Raw genomic sequence first — 20,371 nt, forward strand, 5'->3', positions numbered from 1 at the left:
GAGTGACTAATAGTTTTATATTAAGCGCCTTTGCCTTTTGCAATAATTTCTTCTGCAATGGACTTAGGTACTTCTTCATAATGTGAAAGTTCCATGGAGTAAACACCACGGCCTTGTGTTCTCGAACGAAGCGTTGTGGAATATCCAAACATTTCGGACAAAGGCACCTTAGCACGGATGATTTGCGCGCCATGACGGTTATCCATACCTTCAATACGTCCACGACGGGAGTTAAGGTCACCCATAACATCGCCCATGTACTCTTCTGGTACAGTAACTTCAACCTTCATGATTGGCTCAAGAAGAACCGGTTTACATTTTTCTTTAGCTGCTTTAAGTGCCATGGAACCTGCGATTTTGAACGCCATTTCATTGGAGTCAACATCATGGTAAGATCCATCAACAACTGTAGCTTTGATATCCACGAGCGGGAATCCTGCGATTACACCGTTTTTCATGGACTCTTCGATACCAGCTTGAATAGGTGCGATATATTCTCTAGGAATAGATCCGCCCACTACTTTGCTTTCGAAAATGAAACCTGTGCCAGCTTCTTGAGGTTCGAACTCAACCCAACAATGTCCGTATTGACCACGACCACCGGATTGACGAACGAATTTACCTTCAACTTTAGCTGCCGCACGGAATGTTTCACGATAAGCAACTTGTGGTTTACCTACATTGGTTTCTACTTTGAACTCGCGAAGCATACGGTCAACTAGGATCTCAAGGTGAAGCTCACCCATACCTGCGATGATCGTTTGTCCTGTTTCTTCGTCTGTGGAAGCACGGAAAGTCGGATCTTCTTCAGCAAGTTTTTGCAATGCGATACCCATTTTATCTTGGTCGGCTTTCGTCTTCGGTTCAACAGCAAGCTGAATAACCGGTTCAGGGAAGACCATTTTCTCAAGAATAACTGGATTTTTCTCATCACAAAGTGTATCACCAGTCGTTGTATCTTTCAATCCAACGGCCGCGGCGATGTCACCAGCGTATACAATGCTGATTTCTTGACGGCTGTTCGCATGCATTTGCAGAATACGACCAACGCGCTCACGTTTGCCTTTTGTTGCGTTAACAACGTAGGAACCGGAGTTCAAGGTACCAGAGTAAACACGGAAGAACGTAAGACGACCAACGAAAGGATCTGTCATGATTTTGAATGCAAGCGCTGAGAAAGGTTGATCATCAGCAGACTTACGAACCACTTCAGTACCATCGTCAAGTACACCTTTAATGTCAGGCACATCAAGAGGTGATGGCAGGTAACTAATTACCGCATCCAACATCAATTGAACACCTTTGTTTCTGTAAGAAGACCCTACGATAACTGGGAAGATTTTCACTTCGCAGACACCTTTACGTAGAGCTGCTTTGATTTCGTCAACAGAAATTTCTTCGCCTTCAAGATACTTCATTGTAAGCTCTTCATCGAGCTCAGCAACTTTCTCAATCAATTCCAAGCGAAGCTCTGCAACTTGATCTTTGAACTCAGCAGGAATCTCGATTTTCTCGATATCCTTACCAAGATCATCTTTGTACATATAAGCAACTTCATCAACCAAGTCAATGATACCTTTGAACTCATTCTCAGCACCGATTGGAAGTTGAATAGCTACTGCATTTGCACCAAGTTTTTGACGCATGGATTCAACAACTTGCAAGAAGTCTGCACCGATGATGTCCATTTTGTTTACGTAAGCAATCCGTGGAACGTTGTATTTATCAGCTTGTCTCCAAACTGTTTCCGATTGAGGCTCAACGCCCTCTTTCGCACTAAATACACCAACTGCTCCATCCAACACACGAAGGGAACGCTCTACCTCAACGGTAAAGTCAACGTGTCCCGGGGTATCAATAATATTGATGCGGTGACCTTCCCATTGCGCAGTTGTAGCGGCGGAAGTAATCGTGATTCCGCGTTCTTGTTCCTGTTCCATCCAGTCCATCGTAGCAGCACCTTCGTGCACTTCCCCGATTTTGTGAACTTTACCAGTATAGTACAGAATGCGCTCTGTTGTTGTCGTTTTACCAGCATCGATATGAGCCATGATCCCGATATTACGTGTGTTTTTTAAGGAGAACTCTCTAGCCATAGGTCGTTATGTCTCCTTTCTGAAATTGATTTAGAATTCTACCAACGATAGTGAGCGAATGCTTTATTAGCTTCAGCCATTTTGTGTGTATCTTCACGTTTCTTAACGGAAGAGCCTGTGCTGTTGCTAGCATCGATGATTTCATAAGCCAATCTTTCTTCCATCGTCTTCTCACCGCGTAGACGTGAGTAGTTTACCAACCAACGCAAGCCTAATGTCGAACGACGATCAGGTCTTACTTCGATAGGCACTTGATAGTTTGCTCCACCAACACGGCGAGCTTTAACTTCTAGTACTGGCATAATATTTTTGATAGCAGCTTCAAACACTTCCATCGGCTCTTTACCTGTACGATCTTTCACGAGGTTAAAAGCGTTGTATAGAATGGTTTGTGCTACCCCTCTTTTTCCATCAACCATAATGCGATTGATAAGACGAGTAACTAGTTTGCTATTATAAATTGGATCTGGCAATACGTCTCTGCGAGTAACTGGACCTTTACGAGGCATAGTTATCCCCCTTTCTTATAAGAATCATCCCTGATTATTATCTCTTATTTTTTAACTTTCGGACGTTTAGTACCGTATTTGGAACGGGATTGCTTACGGTTGTTAACACCGGAAGTATCCAACGCGCCACGCACGATGTGATAACGTACCCCTGGAAGATCTTTAATTCTACCTCCACGGATCAATACAACACTGTGTTCTTGCAGGTTGTGACCGATACCTGGAATGTAAGCTGTCACCTCTACGCGGTTCGTTAAACGAACACGTGCATATTTACGAAGTGCGGAGTTAGGCTTCTTAGGAGTCATAGTACCTACACGCGTGCAGACACCACGTTTTTGAGGTGCACTCAAATCCGTTGCTTCTCTTTTCAAAGCGTTAAAACCTTTTTGCAAAGCTGGTGATTTAGACTTATCCACCTTCGCTTGACGACCTTTACGTACTAGTTGGTTAATTGTTGGCATATCGCCACCTCCTCCCTACATTCATAACATGATGATCTTCTTGCAAGCCCACAGATCCAGGCGAGTCATAAATGAGCAAAGAGAAAGTCCTTGCCATGGATAGCTGCAAAAAGTTACTAGAACTTAATGTCGCCTATAGCCACTAACAAAAACGTCTTTAGCGTTTATTCATTTACAACAGCTGCTACCGCAGCTCCAACTTCAATTCCACATGCTTTACCTAGCATCTTCATAGAATCTACATAGGTGACAGGTACACCCTTCTGCGTACAGAGAGTTACCAGATTTATCGTCAATCGCGGATCTGCATCTTTGGAAACAAAAACTTCGACTGCCTTACCTTGTTCGACTATTTTTGTAACTTTCTTCGTACCTACACTTATATTCTTCGCCTGTTTGACTTTATCATAAGACATAAGGCAACCCCCTTCAAAGAAAAGGAAAGAATATCGACTTAGGCACACTACGATATATTAGCACTTTGAACTTCAGGTGTCAAGGATTAACTTCTAATATTTTATTATTCTTACTAGATTAGTAAATGTATATCAAAAGGGACAGCACACTTCATAATAAAGTGGCTATCCCTCCTGATTACATAGCGAATCTATTCAACAGTGACAGTTTCTTTTTCAAGATCCTCGTCTTGTACAAGCACTTCGTTCGGATCCGTAATACGGATATTCCGGTAACGAGGCATTCCCGTACCTGCAGGAATAAGTTTACCGATAATAACGTTCTCCTTAAGACCAAGTAATTGGTCAACCTTGCCTTTAATGGCTGCATCCGTCAAGACACGTGTCGTTTCTTGGAAAGAAGCCGCAGATAGGAAGGAATCGGTCTCTAGGGACGCTTTAGTAATACCGAGCAAGATAGGTCTTGCAACAGCAGGTTCACTACCTGCGAACAAGGCTACTTTGTTGGCAGCTTCGTATTCATGAATGTCTACGAATGAACCTGGAAGTAACGTAGTATCACCAGCGTCAACGATACGGATTTTCCGCAGCATTTGGCGAACCATAACTTCGATATGTTTATCGTTAATTTCTACCCCTTGGTTACGATATACGCGTTGAACTTCTTGCAGAATGTAGTTCTGCACGCCGCGAATACCTTTGATGCGGAGCATTTCTTTTGGATCGATAGATCCATCAGTCAGCTCATCTCCAGCCTCGACCTGTTGATTCAGTGAGACACGGACACGTGATCCGTAAGGAACCGCATAAACCTTGGATTCCGCTTCCCCTTGGACTTCAATCTCACGACGGTCCTTAGCTTCACGGATTTCTTTGACAGTACCATCGATTTCGGAAATGATCGCTTGACCTTTCGGATTCCGAGCTTCGAAGAGCTCTTGAATACGCGGCAAACCTTGCGTAATATCATCTCCGGCAACACCACCGGTATGGAACGTACGCATCGTCAACTGTGTTCCTGGCTCACCAATGGATTGAGCAGCGATAATACCAACTGCTTCACCAACCTCAACAAACTGGCCAGTAGCTAAGTTACGACCGTAACATTTTTTACAAACACCATGATTGGTGCGGCAGCTAAGGACGGAACGGATTTGAAGTTTCTCGATACCTGCTTCAATAATTGTATCTGCAATACCTGATTCGATGAGCTCATTGCGTTGAACAATTACTTCACCTGTTTTCGGATGACGAAGGGTTTCATAAGCATAACGACCTTCAATACGGTCATAGAGATCTTCAATAACCTCTTTACCATCTTGAATTTTGCTAACCATGAAGCCTTTATCTGTTCCACAATCATCTTCGCGAACAATAACATCTTGCGCAACGTCAACGAGACGGCGAGTCAAGTACCCTGAATCCGCTGTACGAAGTGCTGTATCGGCAAGACCTTTACGCGCTCCGTGCGTGGAAATAAAGTACTCCAAGATTGTTAAGCCTTCACGGAAGTTCGATTTAATTGGCAACTCCATAATTTTACCGGATGGATTCGCCATCAAACCACGCATACCGCCAAGCTGTGTAATCTGTGATTTATTACCACGGGCTTTGGATTCAACCATCATGCTAATAGAGTTGTATTTATCAAGGGATTTCATCAAAATATCTGTGATTTCATCCTTTGCTTTACTCCAGATCGCAATAACACGGTCATAACGCTCTTCATCTGTAATCAAACCACGGCGGTATTGGTTCGTAACTACACGTACTTTCTCTTCACATTCTTTGAGGATTGCTACTTTTTCAGTAGGAACAACAACGTCAGAGACAGCTACGGTAATACCCGCTTTGGTGGAGTACGTGAATCCAAGCTCTTTAATTTTATCAAGGATCATGGACGTTTGAGTTGTGTGGTATTTACGGAAACACTCGGCAATGATAGAACCGAGATATTCTTTACCTACCGCTTTGTTCTCATCACGTTCCAACATAATAGCTCTAAGATCAGCACCTTTTTCGAAAACAAAGTGAGAATCTGGGATACCATTCAATAGGTTCGTTTTGGTTGGTTCATTAATGAATGGGAAGTCGCTAGGGAAAATCTCATTCATAATGATTTTACCGATCGTCGTGATCAAGATCGCATTTTGCTGTTTCTCAGTGAAACTAACTTTGTTCAATGCTCTTGCAGGAATAGCAACCCGTGCGTGCAGTGCCATTTTGCCCGATTGGTAGGAAGAAACTGCTTCATGCACCGTTCTAATAATAGAACCAGCACCTTTAGCGAATTTGTTGTCTGTTGTTAAATAGAAGCTTCCCAGAACCATATCCTGTGAAGGCGTAACAACAGGCTTACCGTCTTTCGGATTCAAGATGTTACCTGACGCCAGCATGAGCAAGCGAGCTTCGGCTTGAGCTTCTGAAGACAATGGTACGTGAACGGCCATTTGGTCACCGTCGAAGTCAGCGTTGTAAGCTGTACAAACGAGCGGATGAAGTTTAATAGCGCGACCTTCAACCAGAATCGGTTCAAAAGCTTGAATACCAAGTCTATGCAGCGTAGGGGCACGGTTCAGAAGAACCGGGTGCTCCTTAATGACTTCTTCAAGAACATCCCAAACATCTGGACTTACGCGCTCAACTTTACGTTTTGCACTTTTGATGTTATGGGCCAAACCTTTATTTACAAGCTCTTTCATCACGAAAGGCTTGAACAACTCAAGTGCCATTTCCTTCGGAAGACCACATTGGTACATCTTCAGGTTAGGACCTACAACGATAACGGAACGACCAGAGTAGTCAACACGTTTACCGAGCAAGTTTTGACGGAAACGTCCTTGTTTACCCTTCAGCATATGGCTGAGGGATTTCAATGGACGGTTGCCTGGGCCTGTTACAGGACGGCCGCGACGACCGTTGTCGATAAGAGCATCGACAGCCTCTTGCAGCATCCGCTTCTCATTTTGAACAATGATATCCGGTGCGCCTAGGTCGAGCAATCTTTTCAAACGGTTGTTACGGTTGATAACGCGGCGATACAGATCATTCAAGTCAGAAGTCGCGAAGCGGCCACCATCGAGCTGTACCATCGGACGAAGCTCCGGAGGAATGACTGGAAGTACATCCAGAACCATCCAACCCGGTAAGTTCTTCGAGTTACGGAATGCTTCCATAACTTCCAAACGCTTAATCGCACGATTACGACGTTGACCTTGCGCTGTTTTGAGTTCTTCTTTGAGTGTATCTACTTCACGCTCGATATCAATATCGATTAGAAGCTTTTTAACGGCTTCCGCACCCATTCCCGCTTGGAAAGCATAACCGTACTTCTCGCGATAGCTGCGGTATTCTTTCTCGGAAAGCAGTTGCTTCTTCTCCAAAGGTGTATCCCCTGGATCAGTTACCACGTAGGAAGCGAAGTAGATAATTTCCTCCAATGATCTTGGAGACATATCTAGCGCAAGTCCCATACGGCTTGGAATACCTTTGAAGTACCAAATGTGAGATACCGGAGCAGCAAGTTCAATATGACCCATGCGCTCACGACGTACCTTTTGACGTGTTACTTCAACGCCGCAACGGTCACAAACTACGCCTTTATAACGAACTCGTTTGTATTTACCGCAATGACATTCCCAATCTTTAGTAGGCCCGAAGATCTTTTCGCAGAAAAGACCTTCTTTCTCAGGCTTTAAGGTTCTGTAGTTAATCGTTTCCGGCTTCTTTACTTCCCCACGGGACCAAGAGCGAATTTTATCGGGTGATGCCAAGCCGATTTTCATAAACTCGAAGTTGTTAACGTCCATCAAGGAGCAACCCTCCTTTAAGAATTTAAACCCACTATACAGTGAATCGTTCTCGATCTATTGTGGTGTTCTTTATTCGTTGACTCCCAATTCAGAGCCCTCTAAGTTTAGGTTTAATTTATCGCTAGTGACTTCGTCGTCGTCATCGGCTTCTCTCATTTCGATCTCTTCTTCGTCGCCGGAGAGGATTTTAACATCCATACCTAAGCTTTGAAGCTCTTTGATCAAAACTTTGAATGATTCCGGAACACCCGGTTCTGGAACATTCTCGCCTTTAACGATAGACTCATATGTTTTCACACGGCCCACAACGTCATCGGATTTCACTGTAAGAATTTCTTGCAGTGTATAAGCAGCTCCATAAGCCTCGAGCGCCCATACTTCCATCTCCCCGAAACGTTGTCCACCGAACTGCGCTTTACCACCCAGCGGCTGCTGAGTAACAAGGGAGTAAGGTCCTGTTGAACGGGCATGGATTTTATCATCAACCATGTGCGCCAGTTTAATCATATACATGACGCCAACAGTGACTTCGCGTTCGAACGATTCACCTGTACGACCATCGTACAGAATCGTTTTACCGCTGCGCTGCATACCTGCTTCTTCCATCGCATCGAACACGTCATACTCACGCGCTCCATCGAATACTGGCGTTGCAGCATGGATACCTAGGTACTTGGAAGCCATACCTAAGTGAACTTCAAGCACTTGACCGATATTCATACGTGAAGGAACCCCTAGTGGATTCAATACAACTTCAACCGGTGTACCATCTGGAAGGAACGGCATATCTTCTTCTGGAAGAATACGTGCTACGACCCCTTTGTTACCGTGACGTCCCGCCATTTTATCGCCTTCGGAAATTTTCCGTTTTTGTGCGATATAGACACGAACGAGTTGGTTCACACCAGGAGGCAGCTCATCGCCGTTCTCACGAGTAAATACTTTCACATCAACAACAATACCGTCTGTACCATGCGGTACGCGAAGGGATGTATCACGAACCTCGCGAGCCTTCTCACCGAAGATCGCATGCAGCAATCTTTCTTCCGCTGTCAGTTCTGTTACACCTTTAGGTGTTACTTTACCAACAAGGATATCGCCTGCGCCGATTTCGGCACCGACACGGATAATACCGCGCTCGTCAAGATTTTTCAGTGCATCTTCCCCAACGTTCGGGATATCGCGAGTGATTTCTTCAGGTCCCAGCTTCGTATCACGAGCTTCGGACTCGTACTCCTCGATGTGAATAGAAGTGTATACATCTTCTTTCACAAGCTTTTGGCTAAGCAAGATCGCATCCTCGTAGTTGTAACCTTCCCAAGTCATGAAGGCTACGACAACGTTACGTCCAAGCGCCAATTCACCTTGCTCTGTTGAAGGTCCGTCTGCAAGAATATCGCCCGTTTTAACCAATTGGCCTTTTTTAACAATTGGACGTTGATTGATGCACGTACCTTGGTTGGAACGCATGAATTTGTGGAGTTTATATTTGACGATGTTGCCGCTAACCAGCTTGCCATCGACCAATTCTTGGCGACGCAGCCAAATTTCATTCGCAGCAGCTTTCTCAATAATTCCATCGAATTTGGAGACAATACATACTCCTGAGTCTTTAGCGACCTTATGTTCCATACCTGTTCCTACAAGGGGTGCTTTCGGGATCAAAAGCGGAACCGCTTGACGCTGCATGTTTGAACCCATAAGCGCACGGTTGGAGTCATCATTTTCAAGGAACGGAATTAACGCCGTTGCCACGGAAACAACTTGCTTCGGAGAGACGTCCATGTAATCGACACGTTCTACCGGAAGTGTTAAGTTGTCATCCTTATAACGAACGATAATAGCATCTTCAACGAATTTATTATCTTCCGTCAATTGTGCATTCGCCTGAGCGATAACATAGTTATCCTCTTCGTCTGCAGTCAGGTAAGCGATTTGGTCAGTTACTAGTCCTGACTTTGGATCTACCCAACGATATGGCGCCTCAATGAAGCCATATTCATTAATACGGGCAAACGTAGACAAGGAGTTGATCAAACCAATGTTCGGTCCCTCTGGCGTCTCAATTGGACACATACGGCCATAGTGAGAGTGATGCACGTCACGAACTTCCATACCTGCGCGCTCTCTCGTCAAACCGCCGGGCCCGAGTGCAGATAGACGTCTTTTGTGCGTCAATTCAGCAAGCGGATTCGTTTGGTCCATAAATTGAGAAAGTTGGGAGCTACCGAAGAACTCTTTGATCGATGCGATAACAGGACGAATGTTGATTAACGCTTGCGGTGTAATCACATTCGCGTCTTGAATCGACATACGCTCACGAACAACACGTTCCATACGGGAAAGACCAATACGGAATTGATTTTGCAGCAATTCACCTACAGAACGAAGTCTACGGTTACCTAAGTGGTCAATATCATCCGTATTTCCGATACCGTGAAGCAAATTGATGAAATAGTTAATGGATGAAATAATATCGGCAGGCGTGATGTTTTTGACAGTTTTATCAATAACACCGTTAGAGATAACTTTAACGACCTTGCCCTCTTCTGTTGGTGAATATACGTTGATGCACTGAACTGGAATCGTATCCGCGCCCGTTACACCTTTAGGAATCGTAAATTCTTTATACCCTGCACCTTTTTCAATAAAAGGAAGGATTTCATCTAAAACACGACGATCAAGCAATTGCCCAGCTTCTGCAATAATTTCTCCAGTCTCGGAGTCCACTAGTGTTTCAGCCAAACGTTGATTGAACAATCTGTTTTTGATGTGAAGTTTTTTATTGATTTTGTAGCGACCTACATTCGCCAAATCGTAACGCTTCGGATCAAAGAAACGAGCAACGATCAAGCTTCTAGCATTATCTAATGTAGGAGGCTCGCCCGGACGAAGACGCTCATAGATTTCGATTAACGCTTTTTCCGTAGAATCCGTGTTATCTTTATCGAGCGTATTACGAATGTATTCATTGTCACCCAGCAAATCCAAAATCTCAGCATCTGTACCAAATCCTAAGGAACGAAGAAGGACAGTTACTGGAATTTTACGCGTGCGATCGATACGAACATAGATGATATCTTTCGCATCAGTTTCAAGCTCCAACCAAGCTCCACGGTTCGGAATGACGGTTGCGGTATATGTTTTTTTGCCGTTTTTATCCACTTTCGTGCTATAATAAACACTGGGTGAACGAACGAGCTGGGAGACGATTACACGCTCCGCACCGTTAATAATGAACGTTCCCGTGTCAGTCATGATAGGGAAATCCCCCATGAACACTTCTTGTTCTTTGACCTCGCCGGTTTCCTTATTAATCAAACGGACTTTGACTCTTAACGGCGCCGCATAGGTTACGTCGCGTTCTTTGGATTCATCAACTGAATACTTAGGCTCGCCTAAGCTATAGTCAATAAACTCCAGTACTAGGTTACCTGTAAAATCCTGGATCGGAGAGATATCCTGAAACATCTCGCGAAGTCCTTCTTCCAAAAACCACTCATACGATTTTTGCTGGATTTCAATCAGGTTTGGAATGCCCAGCACCTCATTAATTCGTGCATAAGTCCTGCGTTTACGTCGTCCAAATTGAACAAGATGTCCCGCCAACTTTCATTCACCCCTCAACTCTACTCAATAAATAAAAAGAAGAAGAAAAACTTCTACCGACGTACACTCAGGACGCCTCCGTTAGTGGAGCCCGTCCGAATTAAGCGACTGTATGAAGGAAGGTTTTTCCCTGTAATCAATAAGACTTTTCCAAATATTTCTTCCCATCCTGTTAGAATTTCCTAAAATTCAAACATTATACGTTACAAGTTCAAATTTTATGCATTCCGGAAGAAAAAAACACTTGACATTTTTGTTAACTAAAGACATGTGTCCCATCTTAATACTGACATTTTTTAATAATACCACATGTGAAATGTCAAGTCAAACAAATTTCCTCGATTGTCAACAAAGACTTCATACCGTTTCAATAAGCTTTCGATTACTTCGTGGCTTTGAGTATTTTGTACCCTTTATCTTTAGATACCTCAGTAACTTCACTGTACAAAGACTCGAGTTTTTTCATGGCCGATGGAGCACCCTGCTTTTTTTGAATAACAACCCAGATAGACCCGCCATCAACTAAGCAATCATAAGCATCTGTAAAAATGCGATGAACGACTTCCTTACCGGCACGAATCGGCGGATTGGTTAAAACCGAGTCAAAGCGCAGCCCCTGTACTTGTTCCAAGAGATCACTTTGGAGGATGGTCACATTCGTAATTCCGTTACGCTTCGCATTATCAACAGAAAGCTCAATCGCTCTCTCATTGATATCGACCATTGTCACATGCCCCTTGGGGCACATCACAGCTGCGCTTAGCCCAATTGGACCGTACCCACACCCTACATCAAGAACCTTAGCATCCTCGCGCAGTTCCATAGTTTCAATTAAATGCTTACTACCATAATCGACACCTTTTTTCGAAAAGACTCCCGCATCCGTCAGGAACGTATATGTTTTGCCACGCAGCACTTCCTGCATAGTATGAACATCTCGTTTAACAGTCGGTCGCTCCGTATAGTAATGCTCTGACACGTTATGAATTCCTCCTTCACTTTTACCTTTAGGAAAATCAAATAACGAGAGCGTTCCTAAGGCTTTCCTAAGGGTAAAAACCTCATCTTATAACGGTTAAAAAAACCTCTTGAAGTCAAGCTTCAAGAGGTTTCCTATTGAAAGATTACTTAACTTCTACGGAAGCGCCAGCTTCTGTAAGCTTAGCTTTAACAGCTTCTGCTTCTTCGGAGCTAACTTTTTCTTTAACTGCTTTAGGAGCGCCATCAACCAAGTCTTTCGCTTCTTTCAGGCCAAGACCTGTGATTTCGCGAACTACTTTAATTACGTTGATTTTGGATGCGCCAGCGCTAGTCAAGATAACATCAAACTCAGTTTGAGCTTCTTCAACTGCTACTGCTGCGCCACCGCCAGCTGCTACTGGAGCTGCTGCTGTTACGCCAAACTCTTCTTCAATTGCTTTAACCAGGTCGTTCAATTCCAAGATTGTCATGCCTTTGATTGCTTCTAGGATCGTTGCATTGTTGCTCATGGTTAAACCTCCATTATCATTCATATATTTTGTGGTTGTTGTTGTAAAACAAAATTAAGCTTGACCTTCAGCTTCTTTTTTCTCTGCAACTGCTTTAACAGCAAGTGCAAAGTTACGAACTGGAGCTTGAAGAACGCTAAGCAACATGGAGAGAAGACCATCTCTGGATGGAAGTTCAGCAAGTGCTTTGATTTGATCGTATCCAACTACGCGGCCTTCGACCACGCCGCCTTTTACGCTCAATTGATCATTCTTTTTCGCAAATTCAGTCAAGATTTTCGCTGGAGCGACTAGATCGTCATTGCTGAAAGCAATAGCAGTTGGACCTGTTAGGTACTCATCCAATGCGCTTAAATCAGCATTTGCCGATGCGCGTCTAGCCAACGAGTTCTTGAGAACTACGAATTCAATACCAGCTTCGCGCAAGGTTTTGCGCAGCTGCGTTACTTGAGCTACGTTCAAACCGCGGTAGTCTGCTATGATTGTAGAAGCACTAGCTTTAAACTTTTCAGTTACTTCAGCTACTGCCTGTTCTTTCTGTGCAAGAATTTTCGCGTTTGCCATAGTACACCTCACTTCTTATGCATTTATCTTTCAAGATCGCAAACAGTAGGAGCATCAGCATTCCTTATCTAAAATAAGAAATGCCTTCGTAGACGCTACGAAGGCATGATGTGTTCACTTTTTCCCTGATGTACAAAGAAATCGCTATATATATCATAACACCTCGGTAGGAAATTAAGCACGTTGGCACCTACTGTCTACGGTTTGCATATTCATTTTTATGACCTTTGATAGAGTATCACGCCCAGCAACCGAAGTCAACTGGTAGCTTTTACTTATCTGAAGGATTGCAGGTTCACACGAACGCTTGGGCCCATTGTGGAGGATACAGCAATGTTTTTCAGGTAAACACCTTTAGCAGCTGCTGGTTTCGCTCTTACAAGTGCATCAACCAATGCTTTGAAGTTTTCGTTCAATTTATCAGCATCGAAAGATACTTTGCCAAGTGGAGCATGGATTTGGCCTGCTTTGTCAAGACGGTACTCGATTTTACCTGCTTTGATCTCTTGAACAGCTTTGGTAACGTCGAAAGTAACTGTTCCTGCTTTAGGGTTTGGCATTAAACCTTTACCCCCGAGGATACGACCCAGTTTACCAACTTCGCTCATCATGTCCGGAGTAGCTACGCAAACGTCAAATTCGAACCAACCTTGTTGAATTTTGTTGATCATGTCAGCATCACCAACAAAATCTGCACCAGCTGCTTCAGCTTCTTTCGCTTTCTCGCCTTTAGCAAATACAAGTACACGTTTCGTTTTACCAGTACCATGTGGAAGTACAACGACACCACGAACAGCCTGATCTTGTTTTCTTGGGTCAACACCCAGACGAACTGCAACATCTACAGTTTCATCAAATTTAGCAGGAGCTGTTTTCTTAACAAGCTCGATTGCTTCTGACGGATCATACAAAGTTTCAGCATTTACAAGCTGAGATACTTCGCGGTATTTTTTACCGTGTTTAGGCATTTAAATTTCCTCCTTAGTGGTATTAGCGGATAATCCTCCCACCGAGCGGCTGAAGAGTTTTCGTAGAAAACTCACTTCGAAAGCAAGTGCTTACCGTTTAACCGCATTCCTTGCGGAATTAATCTTCGATAGTGATTCCCATGCTGCGAGCAGTACCTTCAACCATACGCATTGCAGCCTCAACGGATGCAGCATTTAGGTCAGGCATTTTTTGTTCAGCGATTTCGCGAACTTTAGCGCGTTTCACAGTTGCAACTTTCTTTTTGTTTGGTTCACCGGATCCTTTTTCGATACCAGCAACGACGCGAAGAAGAACTGCAGCCGGAGGCGTTTTAGTGATGAATGTAAAGGAACGATCCTCGAATACAGTGATTTCAACTGGAATGATAAGACCAACTTGATCAGCAGTACGAGCGTTAAACTCTTTACAGAAAGCCATGATGTTCACACCTGCTTGACCCAATGCTGGACCGATCGGTGGTGCTGGATTTGCTTTCGCAGCTTGAACTTGAAGCTTCACGATTTTAATAACCTTTTTTGCCATGATAGACACCTCCTTGCTTTTAATATGGGATCTCATTGCCATCCCACTAACGAAGGTCTATCCCGAGGAATAGACCTGGTAGAAACCCTTGGTTTTCTTGTTTTATAGCTTTTCCACTTGGTCGAAATCGAGTTCAAGCGGGGTTTCTCTACCAAACATGTTGACATGTACCTTAAGTTTACCCTTGTCAGCAATAATTTCTTCAACAGAGCCGACAAAGTTTGCGAAAGGTCCCACCTTGACGCGTACGGTTTCTTTGAGTTCGAAGTCGATTTTCTCCTTCGGCTCTTCCATACCCATATGCTTCAGGATAGATTCAACTTCCTCAGGTAATAATGCAGTCGGCTTAGAGCCGGATCCTGTAGAACCTACGAATCCAGTTACTCCTGGCGTATTACGCACGACATACCAAGAGTCATCCGTTTGAATCATTTCTACGAGGACATAACCCGGATAAACTTTGCGCATGACGACTTTTTTCTTGCCGTCTTTGTTTACCAGTTCTTCTTCCATAGGCACAAGCACACGGAAGATCTTGTCCGTCATTTCCATAGATTCAACACGTTTCTCTAGGTTGGCTTTCACTTTGTTCTCATACCCTGAATAGGTATGTACGACGTACCATCTTTTTTCCATGAATAAATTCACCTATAGTCCTGTTTATTTAAAAACAAGGCGCAGCAACTCAGAAATTCCTAGATCCAGCACAAAAAAATAGATGGCAACAAAAGTTACGGTACCAATAACGACAAGCGTATAGGTAGTCATTTCTTTGCGACTTGGCCACTTGACCTTTTTGAGTTCTGACCAACTGTCGGTGAAGAAGGAAAAAGTGGATCCGAAGCTTTGTCTCATTCTAGCCAAGAACGCCACAAACTACACCTCCAAAGAACTACCTAGTCTCGCGATGAGCAGTATGTTCATTGCAAAATTTGCAATATTTCTTCAACTCAATACGGTCGGGATTGTTGCGCTTATTTTTAGTGGATGCATAGTTTCTTTGTTTGCAATTTGTGCACGCTAATGTGATGATGACCCGCATGATGTACACCTCCTACAGACACTTTCTAATTAAAGCCCTTCTAAGCGCGTCAAAAAGAAAGCGACTTTTAGGGCTACCTGAAATACTTTATCACAACCCGTAATAGGGTGTCAAGGCAGAAGTCTCATAAATGCGAGAGTATCATCAGTATAGACCCTCTAGACAATTGTTAAACATTCTCCCAAAGAAAAACACCCGCACAGCTTAAGCGGCGCGGGTACCTCCTACAAATCTCGGACTTCTAGATAACGTTCAAGTTTGCGTTTAACACGTTGAAGAGCATTATCAATAGACTTCACATGACGATCGAGATCAACGGCAATTTCTTGATACGATCTGCCATCGAGATAGAGCATCAGCACCCTGCGCTCTAGGTCACTTAATATCTCTCCCATTTTATCTTCAAGGCCCGTAAACTCTTCTTGATTGATTACAAGCTCCTCAGGATCTGTAACCCGGGAACCGCTAATAACGTCAAGCAGCGTACGATCAGAATCTTCATCATAGATAGGCTTGTCCAGTGACACGTAGGAGTTAAGAGGAATGTGCTTCTGACGCGTTGCTGTTTTGATAGCCGTGATGATCTGTCGAGTGATGCACAGTTCAGCAAAGGCTTTGAATGAAGCAAGCTTGTCTCCTCGGAAGTCGCGAATAGATTTATATAAACCTATCATACCTTCCTGCACAATGTCTTCTCGGTCTGCACCTATCAAAAAATAAGAACGTGCTTTGGCACGTACGAAATTCTTATATTTATTGATAAGGTATTCCAACGCTTCGCTACTGCCTTCACGAACTGCTTCGACGATGTCTTCATCTGGCTTGAGGTCATAATCATACATTCTCAGTTCTTTGAGGTCGACACTCACCAACAATCCCTCCGGCCTGCAGGACTACCCAGATTCACTATAAAAGTTTAGGTTAAGTATACATGAAGAAAACTCACACCGTCAACGGGGAACCGCACCATTTCTAGCATTTGGAGGATTCACTCTCCTCTTCGCCACCGCTCGAACTGCTCTTTGAGCTCATGGCTCAGTTTACTTTCGAACGGATTACGCTTGGATGAGGTTTCGGGATGAATACGTTCTCTCACTTCTTTGCGATTCTGTTTGATTTTGACTAGCAGTTCACCAGCGGGCATCCGAAGAGCTCCTTTACCGAATATGACATGCTGCTCAATCATATCCGAGGTGGCTACATAGATCTGCTTACGCCTTCCCATCAGATTCGTGACCAGGCGTTCGATCCGTTCATCTGCCGTTTCCTTCTCTTTGGTATAGAGTACTATAAGCTTACTCTGCACATACTTCTTACCAAGTCCTGGTACCATATAGGCATCAAAAACAAGATATACCTTCATACCTGAGTAGGATTGATACTCCGCTAGCATATGAATTAACTGATCGCGAGCGCCCTCCAGATCCGTGTCTTTCAGCTTACTCAGCTCCGGCCAAGCGCCAATAATATTGTAGCCATCAACAATCAGAAACTGTTCCATTTCATTTAACTCTTATTACGCTGTCTAACCACTTCATACATCAATACCCCCGCGGCAACGGACGCATTCAAAGAATTCACATGCCCTGCCATCGGAAGCTTAACTAAGAAGTCACATTTCTCTTTAATTAATCGACCAACACCTTTACCTTCATTGCCGATAACAAGTGCTATTGGAATACTAAAGTTGGCTTTATACACGTCTTGAGCAGCGGTTACATCCGTTCCAGCGACCCAAACTCCCTGCTCTTTCAATTTCTCAATCGTCTGCGCGATATTCGTCACACGCGCAACGGGAACATATTCAACAGCCCCAGCTGAAGTCTTGGAAACTGTAGCTGTAAGTCCGACGGAACGCCGTTTGGGAATAATGACGCCATGAACACCTGTACAATCTGCTGTTCGCAGAATTGAACCCAGATTATGCGGATCCTCGATCTCATCAAGAATCAGGATAAAAGGTTCTTGCCCAAGTTCTTTAGCCTTAGCTAGAATATCTTCTACTTCGACATACTCATAGGCTGCAACTTGCGCTACAACACCTTGGTGTTGCAGACCTTCAGCCATTTGGTCCAGCTTACGCTTATCCGTAAACTGAACGATAATGCCTACATTCTTGGCTTCCGCTACAATAGGACCCGCGAATTGCTTCTGAGCACTCTCTGCGATCCATATTTTATTAATCGTCCGACCTGCACGAAGCGCCTCCAGAACGGAGTGCTTCCCGCCGATATATTCTTCATCCATTCCTGTTCCTCCTAAAAGTTTTGCTCAAACAATACAATCATCGTTAGCTTAAGCTACTTGTTCTGCTTATAAGTAATCGCAAAATCTAATATTTCCTTCAATCTCTCAAAAGATTGTTTATAGTACAAATATCCGATTAAGCACTCAAACGCGGTGCTGTGCCGGTATTCCAGCACCTCCGCGTTTTTGGCTGTAGTTCCTGATTTGGCATTGCGTCCCCGCTTTACCATGTCTACTTCTTCTTCCGACAGCATCGGCATCAAAGCCTCCAACAATTTGGATTGCGCTTTGGCTGATACATATCCCGTCGATGCTTTGTGCAAATGGTTCGGTCGATGATTAGCTCCAGAAATAACATATTGCCTGATGTACACTTCATATATAGCATCCCCTATATATGCCAATACAAGCGGATTCAGTAAATGGGGACTTTTAGATGGCGGGAAAATAAAAAGGTTCGCAGCGTCATGGATCGACTCGCTCATTTACGGCGCCAACGTATTCCCTGTGGTGTATCTTCTAGGAATATCCCTTTCTCTGTGAGCAGATCACGGATTTCATCCGCGCGAGCCCAGTTCTTCGATTTACGCGATTCAGTCCGTTCAATAATCAACTGCTCAATCTCTTCATCCAACAACTCATCCGCTTGCTGCGAAAGAATCCCTAAGGTTTGGTCGAACGCTTGCAGCTGATCTAAGAAAAGCTGCAGCGCGGCGGCATTTACCCGCTCCTGTTGCAGGTACAGGTTCGCTTCAGCAACAAGGTCGAATACCGCTGTAATTGCATCCGGAGTATTGAAATCGTCGTTCATCTTATCGTCAAACTGGCTTGCAATCGCAGCCAGGCGATCCGTTAATGTTGATTCTATTTCACTAGTCGCAGAAGCAGTAGTAAGTCGATGCTTCAAGTTGTCATAAGCATTCTGAATGCGTTCTAACGCGTTAGAGGCTTGTTTCAAGCTTTCATCGCTGAAATTCAGCGGATTGCGATAGTGCGCGGATAACATGAAGAAACGGAATACTTGCGGTTTGATTTGTTTAACGAGATCACGAATAAGAATTCCGTTGCCAAGTGACTTGGACATCTTCTCATTGTCAATGTTAAGGAATGCATTGTGCAGCCAATAATTAGCCATCGGATGCCCTGTTACAGCTTCCGTCTGAGCGATTTCACATTCATGATGCGGGAACGTCAAGTCTTGTCCGCCACCGTGAATATCAATCGTTTCACCCAAATATTTGCGCACCATGGCGGAGCATTCGATATGCCAGCCTGGACGACCTTGGCCCCATGGACTATCCCAATAAATCTCTCCCGGTTTGGCCGCTTTCCACAGAACAAAATCCTGAGGACTCTCTTTGCGATCATCTACTTCAATGCGGATACCGTATTGGAGCTCTTCCAAATTTTGATTGGATAACTTGCCATACTCCGCAAATTTGCTTGTTCGGTAATAAACGTCACCGCCGGCTTCGTAGGCGAAATCTTTCTCAACTAGGGCGACAATGAAATCTATAATTTCCTGGATGTTCTCCGTCACACGCGGATTCAAAGTAGCATCGTGAACGCCAAGCGTTTTGACGTCATCCAAAAAGGCTTGAATGAATGTTTCTGCAAGCTCTGGAACAGTAACAGCCAACTCCTCAGCTTTACGAATCATTTTATCATCCACATCGGTAAAGTTCGTAATATAAGTCACTTCATACTTCTGAGATTCCAAATAGCGACGTACAACATCGAAGAAAATAACCGGTCTGCCGTTACCAATATGAATATAGTTATACACAGTAGGCCCGCAAACGTACATCTTCACTTTGCCTGGTTCAATTGGAACGAATTCTTCTTTTTTCCGCGTTAGCGTATTATACACTCTGAGTGTCATGTTCTCTCGTTTCTCCATTCTTAAGGCGTTCTTGTTCAAGTTGCCGTTTTAAATCATTAATCTGATTCTGTAATTCCTGAAATATATCAACAATAGGATCAGGTAAGTTCCCATGGTCCAAACGATTTACACGAACCCCGTCCCGTTTAACAAGTTTAGCAGGGATCGTGACGACGGTGCTATTGGAAGGAACTTCCTGAATGACTACCGCATTAGAGCCAATACGTGAATTTTCGCCTACGAGGAAAGAACCAAGAATTTTGGCACCCGAGCCAATAACTACATTATTACCAATAGTTGGATGTCTCTTACCTTTTTCTTTCCCCGTCCCCCCTAAGGTTACCCCTTGGTAAAGGATGACATCGTCACCAATCTCACAGGTTTCCCCGATAACAACACCCATGCCATGATCAATAAACAGTCTTTTCCCTATGGTTGCACCCGGGTGAATCTCAATCCCTGTCATGAACCGGCTCCACTGCGAAACGATACGAGCGATCGTATACATTCCCCGCTTGTAAAACCAGTGACCGATTCGATGGGACCAAATCGCATGAAGACCAGAATACGTAAAAACAACCTCAAACCAGCTGCGTGCAGCCGGGTCGTTATCGAATACGGCGGATATATCAGATTTGATCGTTGCCCACATGTTCTCACCTTCTTCGTAGAAATCATACAAGGATTCTTCTAAAACAAAAAAAGCCCCCGCAGCCATATGGCTGCAG

The 20,371-nt window shown here is 44.0% G+C and carries 20 protein-coding genes and 1 other annotated feature; all 20 genes read right to left on the reverse strand.

What is annotated here, in order from left to right; translation table 11 throughout:
- Positions 1-20: 20 nt before the first annotated feature.
- The 20 genes from fusA to cysE all read right to left on the reverse strand — a co-directional run bounded on the left by fusA (position 21) and on the right by cysE (position 20,295).
- The gene (gene fusA / locus ASD40_RS16270) at positions 21-2,096 is read right to left on the reverse strand and encodes an elongation factor G (protein WP_056834176.1); all 2,076 of its coding nucleotides are present in this window, start codon (positions 2,094-2,096) and stop codon (positions 21-23) included.
- Positions 2,097-2,134: 38 nt separating this feature from the next.
- Positions 2,135-2,605, reverse strand: coding sequence for a 30S ribosomal protein S7 (rpsG, locus tag ASD40_RS16275; protein ID WP_028557499.1), 471 nt, complete (start codon positions 2,603-2,605; stop codon positions 2,135-2,137).
- Positions 2,606-2,649: 44 nt separating this feature from the next.
- Complete coding sequence (rpsL, locus tag ASD40_RS16280) at positions 2,650-3,069, reverse strand: 30S ribosomal protein S12 (RefSeq protein WP_028557500.1); 420 nt, start codon at positions 3,067-3,069, stop codon at positions 2,650-2,652.
- Between the two features lie 164 nt (positions 3,070-3,233).
- On the reverse strand, positions 3,234-3,485 hold the full coding sequence (locus ASD40_RS16285) for a ribosomal L7Ae/L30e/S12e/Gadd45 family protein (protein ID WP_056834178.1): 252 nt from the start codon (positions 3,483-3,485) through the stop codon (positions 3,234-3,236).
- Between the two features lie 191 nt (positions 3,486-3,676).
- Positions 3,677-7,297 carry a DNA-directed RNA polymerase subunit beta' gene (rpoC, locus tag ASD40_RS16290; RefSeq protein ID WP_057304269.1) on the reverse strand — a complete coding sequence of 1,207 codons (3,621 nt, stop codon included), beginning with the start codon at positions 7,295-7,297 and terminating at the stop codon, positions 3,677-3,679.
- A gap of 69 nt (positions 7,298-7,366) precedes the next feature.
- Positions 7,367-10,906: a DNA-directed RNA polymerase subunit beta gene (gene rpoB / locus ASD40_RS16295; RefSeq protein WP_057304270.1), complete on the reverse strand. Its 3,540-nt coding sequence runs from the start codon at positions 10,904-10,906 to the stop codon at positions 7,367-7,369.
- Positions 10,907-11,288: 382 nt separating this feature from the next.
- Entirely contained in the window at positions 11,289-11,885 is a 597-nt protein-coding gene (locus ASD40_RS16300; RefSeq protein WP_057304271.1) for a class I SAM-dependent methyltransferase, read from the reverse strand.
- 145 nt (positions 11,886-12,030) lie between these two features.
- Positions 12,031-12,396 carry a 50S ribosomal protein L7/L12 gene (gene rplL, locus ASD40_RS16305; RefSeq protein ID WP_029196469.1) on the reverse strand — a complete coding sequence of 122 codons (366 nt, stop codon included), beginning with the start codon at positions 12,394-12,396 and terminating at the stop codon, positions 12,031-12,033.
- A gap of 54 nt (positions 12,397-12,450) precedes the next feature.
- A complete protein-coding gene (rplJ, locus tag ASD40_RS16310) occupies positions 12,451-12,960 on the reverse strand; it encodes a 50S ribosomal protein L10 (RefSeq protein ID WP_057304272.1) in 510 nt (169 codons plus the stop codon).
- Between the two features lie 66 nt (positions 12,961-13,026).
- Positions 13,027-13,181: a sequence feature (ribosomal protein L10 leader region), on the reverse strand.
- 54 nt (positions 13,182-13,235) lie between these two features.
- Complete coding sequence (gene rplA / locus ASD40_RS16315; protein WP_029196471.1) at positions 13,236-13,928, reverse strand: 50S ribosomal protein L1; 693 nt, start codon at positions 13,926-13,928, stop codon at positions 13,236-13,238.
- Positions 13,929-14,046: 118 nt separating this feature from the next.
- Positions 14,047-14,472, reverse strand: a complete 426-nt coding sequence (gene rplK / locus ASD40_RS16320; protein ID WP_029196472.1) for a 50S ribosomal protein L11 — start codon at positions 14,470-14,472, stop codon at positions 14,047-14,049.
- Positions 14,473-14,574: 102 nt separating this feature from the next.
- Positions 14,575-15,108: a transcription termination/antitermination protein NusG gene (nusG, locus tag ASD40_RS16325; protein WP_057304273.1), complete on the reverse strand. Its 534-nt coding sequence runs from the start codon at positions 15,106-15,108 to the stop codon at positions 14,575-14,577.
- Between the two features lie 24 nt (positions 15,109-15,132).
- Positions 15,133-15,345, reverse strand: a complete 213-nt coding sequence (secE, locus tag ASD40_RS16330; protein ID WP_047683213.1) for a preprotein translocase subunit SecE — start codon at positions 15,343-15,345, stop codon at positions 15,133-15,135.
- 19 nt (positions 15,346-15,364) lie between these two features.
- Complete coding sequence (rpmG, locus tag ASD40_RS36410; protein WP_079418041.1) at positions 15,365-15,514, reverse strand: 50S ribosomal protein L33; 150 nt, start codon at positions 15,512-15,514, stop codon at positions 15,365-15,367.
- Between the two features lie 224 nt (positions 15,515-15,738).
- Positions 15,739-16,383, reverse strand: a complete 645-nt coding sequence (sigH, locus tag ASD40_RS16335; RefSeq protein WP_028557511.1) for an RNA polymerase sporulation sigma factor SigH — start codon at positions 16,381-16,383, stop codon at positions 15,739-15,741.
- 119 nt (positions 16,384-16,502) lie between these two features.
- Positions 16,503-17,015, reverse strand: a complete 513-nt coding sequence (locus ASD40_RS16340; protein WP_057304274.1) for an NYN domain-containing protein — start codon at positions 17,013-17,015, stop codon at positions 16,503-16,505.
- A 5-nt stretch (positions 17,016-17,020) separates the two neighbouring features.
- Positions 17,021-17,761 carry a 23S rRNA (guanosine(2251)-2'-O)-methyltransferase RlmB gene (rlmB, locus tag ASD40_RS16345; protein ID WP_057304275.1) on the reverse strand — a complete coding sequence of 247 codons (741 nt, stop codon included), beginning with the start codon at positions 17,759-17,761 and terminating at the stop codon, positions 17,021-17,023.
- Between the two features lie 53 nt (positions 17,762-17,814).
- Positions 17,815-18,246 carry a Mini-ribonuclease 3 gene (locus ASD40_RS16350; protein WP_057304276.1) on the reverse strand — a complete coding sequence of 144 codons (432 nt, stop codon included), beginning with the start codon at positions 18,244-18,246 and terminating at the stop codon, positions 17,815-17,817.
- A complete protein-coding gene (gene cysS / locus ASD40_RS16355) occupies positions 18,243-19,643 on the reverse strand; it encodes a cysteine--tRNA ligase (RefSeq protein WP_057304277.1) in 1,401 nt (466 codons plus the stop codon). The genes ASD40_RS16350 and cysS overlap by 4 nt, the downstream gene beginning before the upstream one ends.
- A complete protein-coding gene (gene cysE, locus ASD40_RS16360) occupies positions 19,624-20,295 on the reverse strand; it encodes a serine O-acetyltransferase (RefSeq protein WP_057304288.1) in 672 nt (223 codons plus the stop codon). Before cysE ends, cysS begins: the two co-directional genes overlap by 20 nt.
- Positions 20,296-20,371 lie beyond the last annotated feature (76 nt).

The organism is Paenibacillus sp. Root444D2, from assembly GCF_001426375.1.
In the GTDB taxonomy this organism is placed as follows: Bacteria; Bacillota; Bacilli; order Paenibacillales; family NBRC-103111; genus Paenibacillus_E.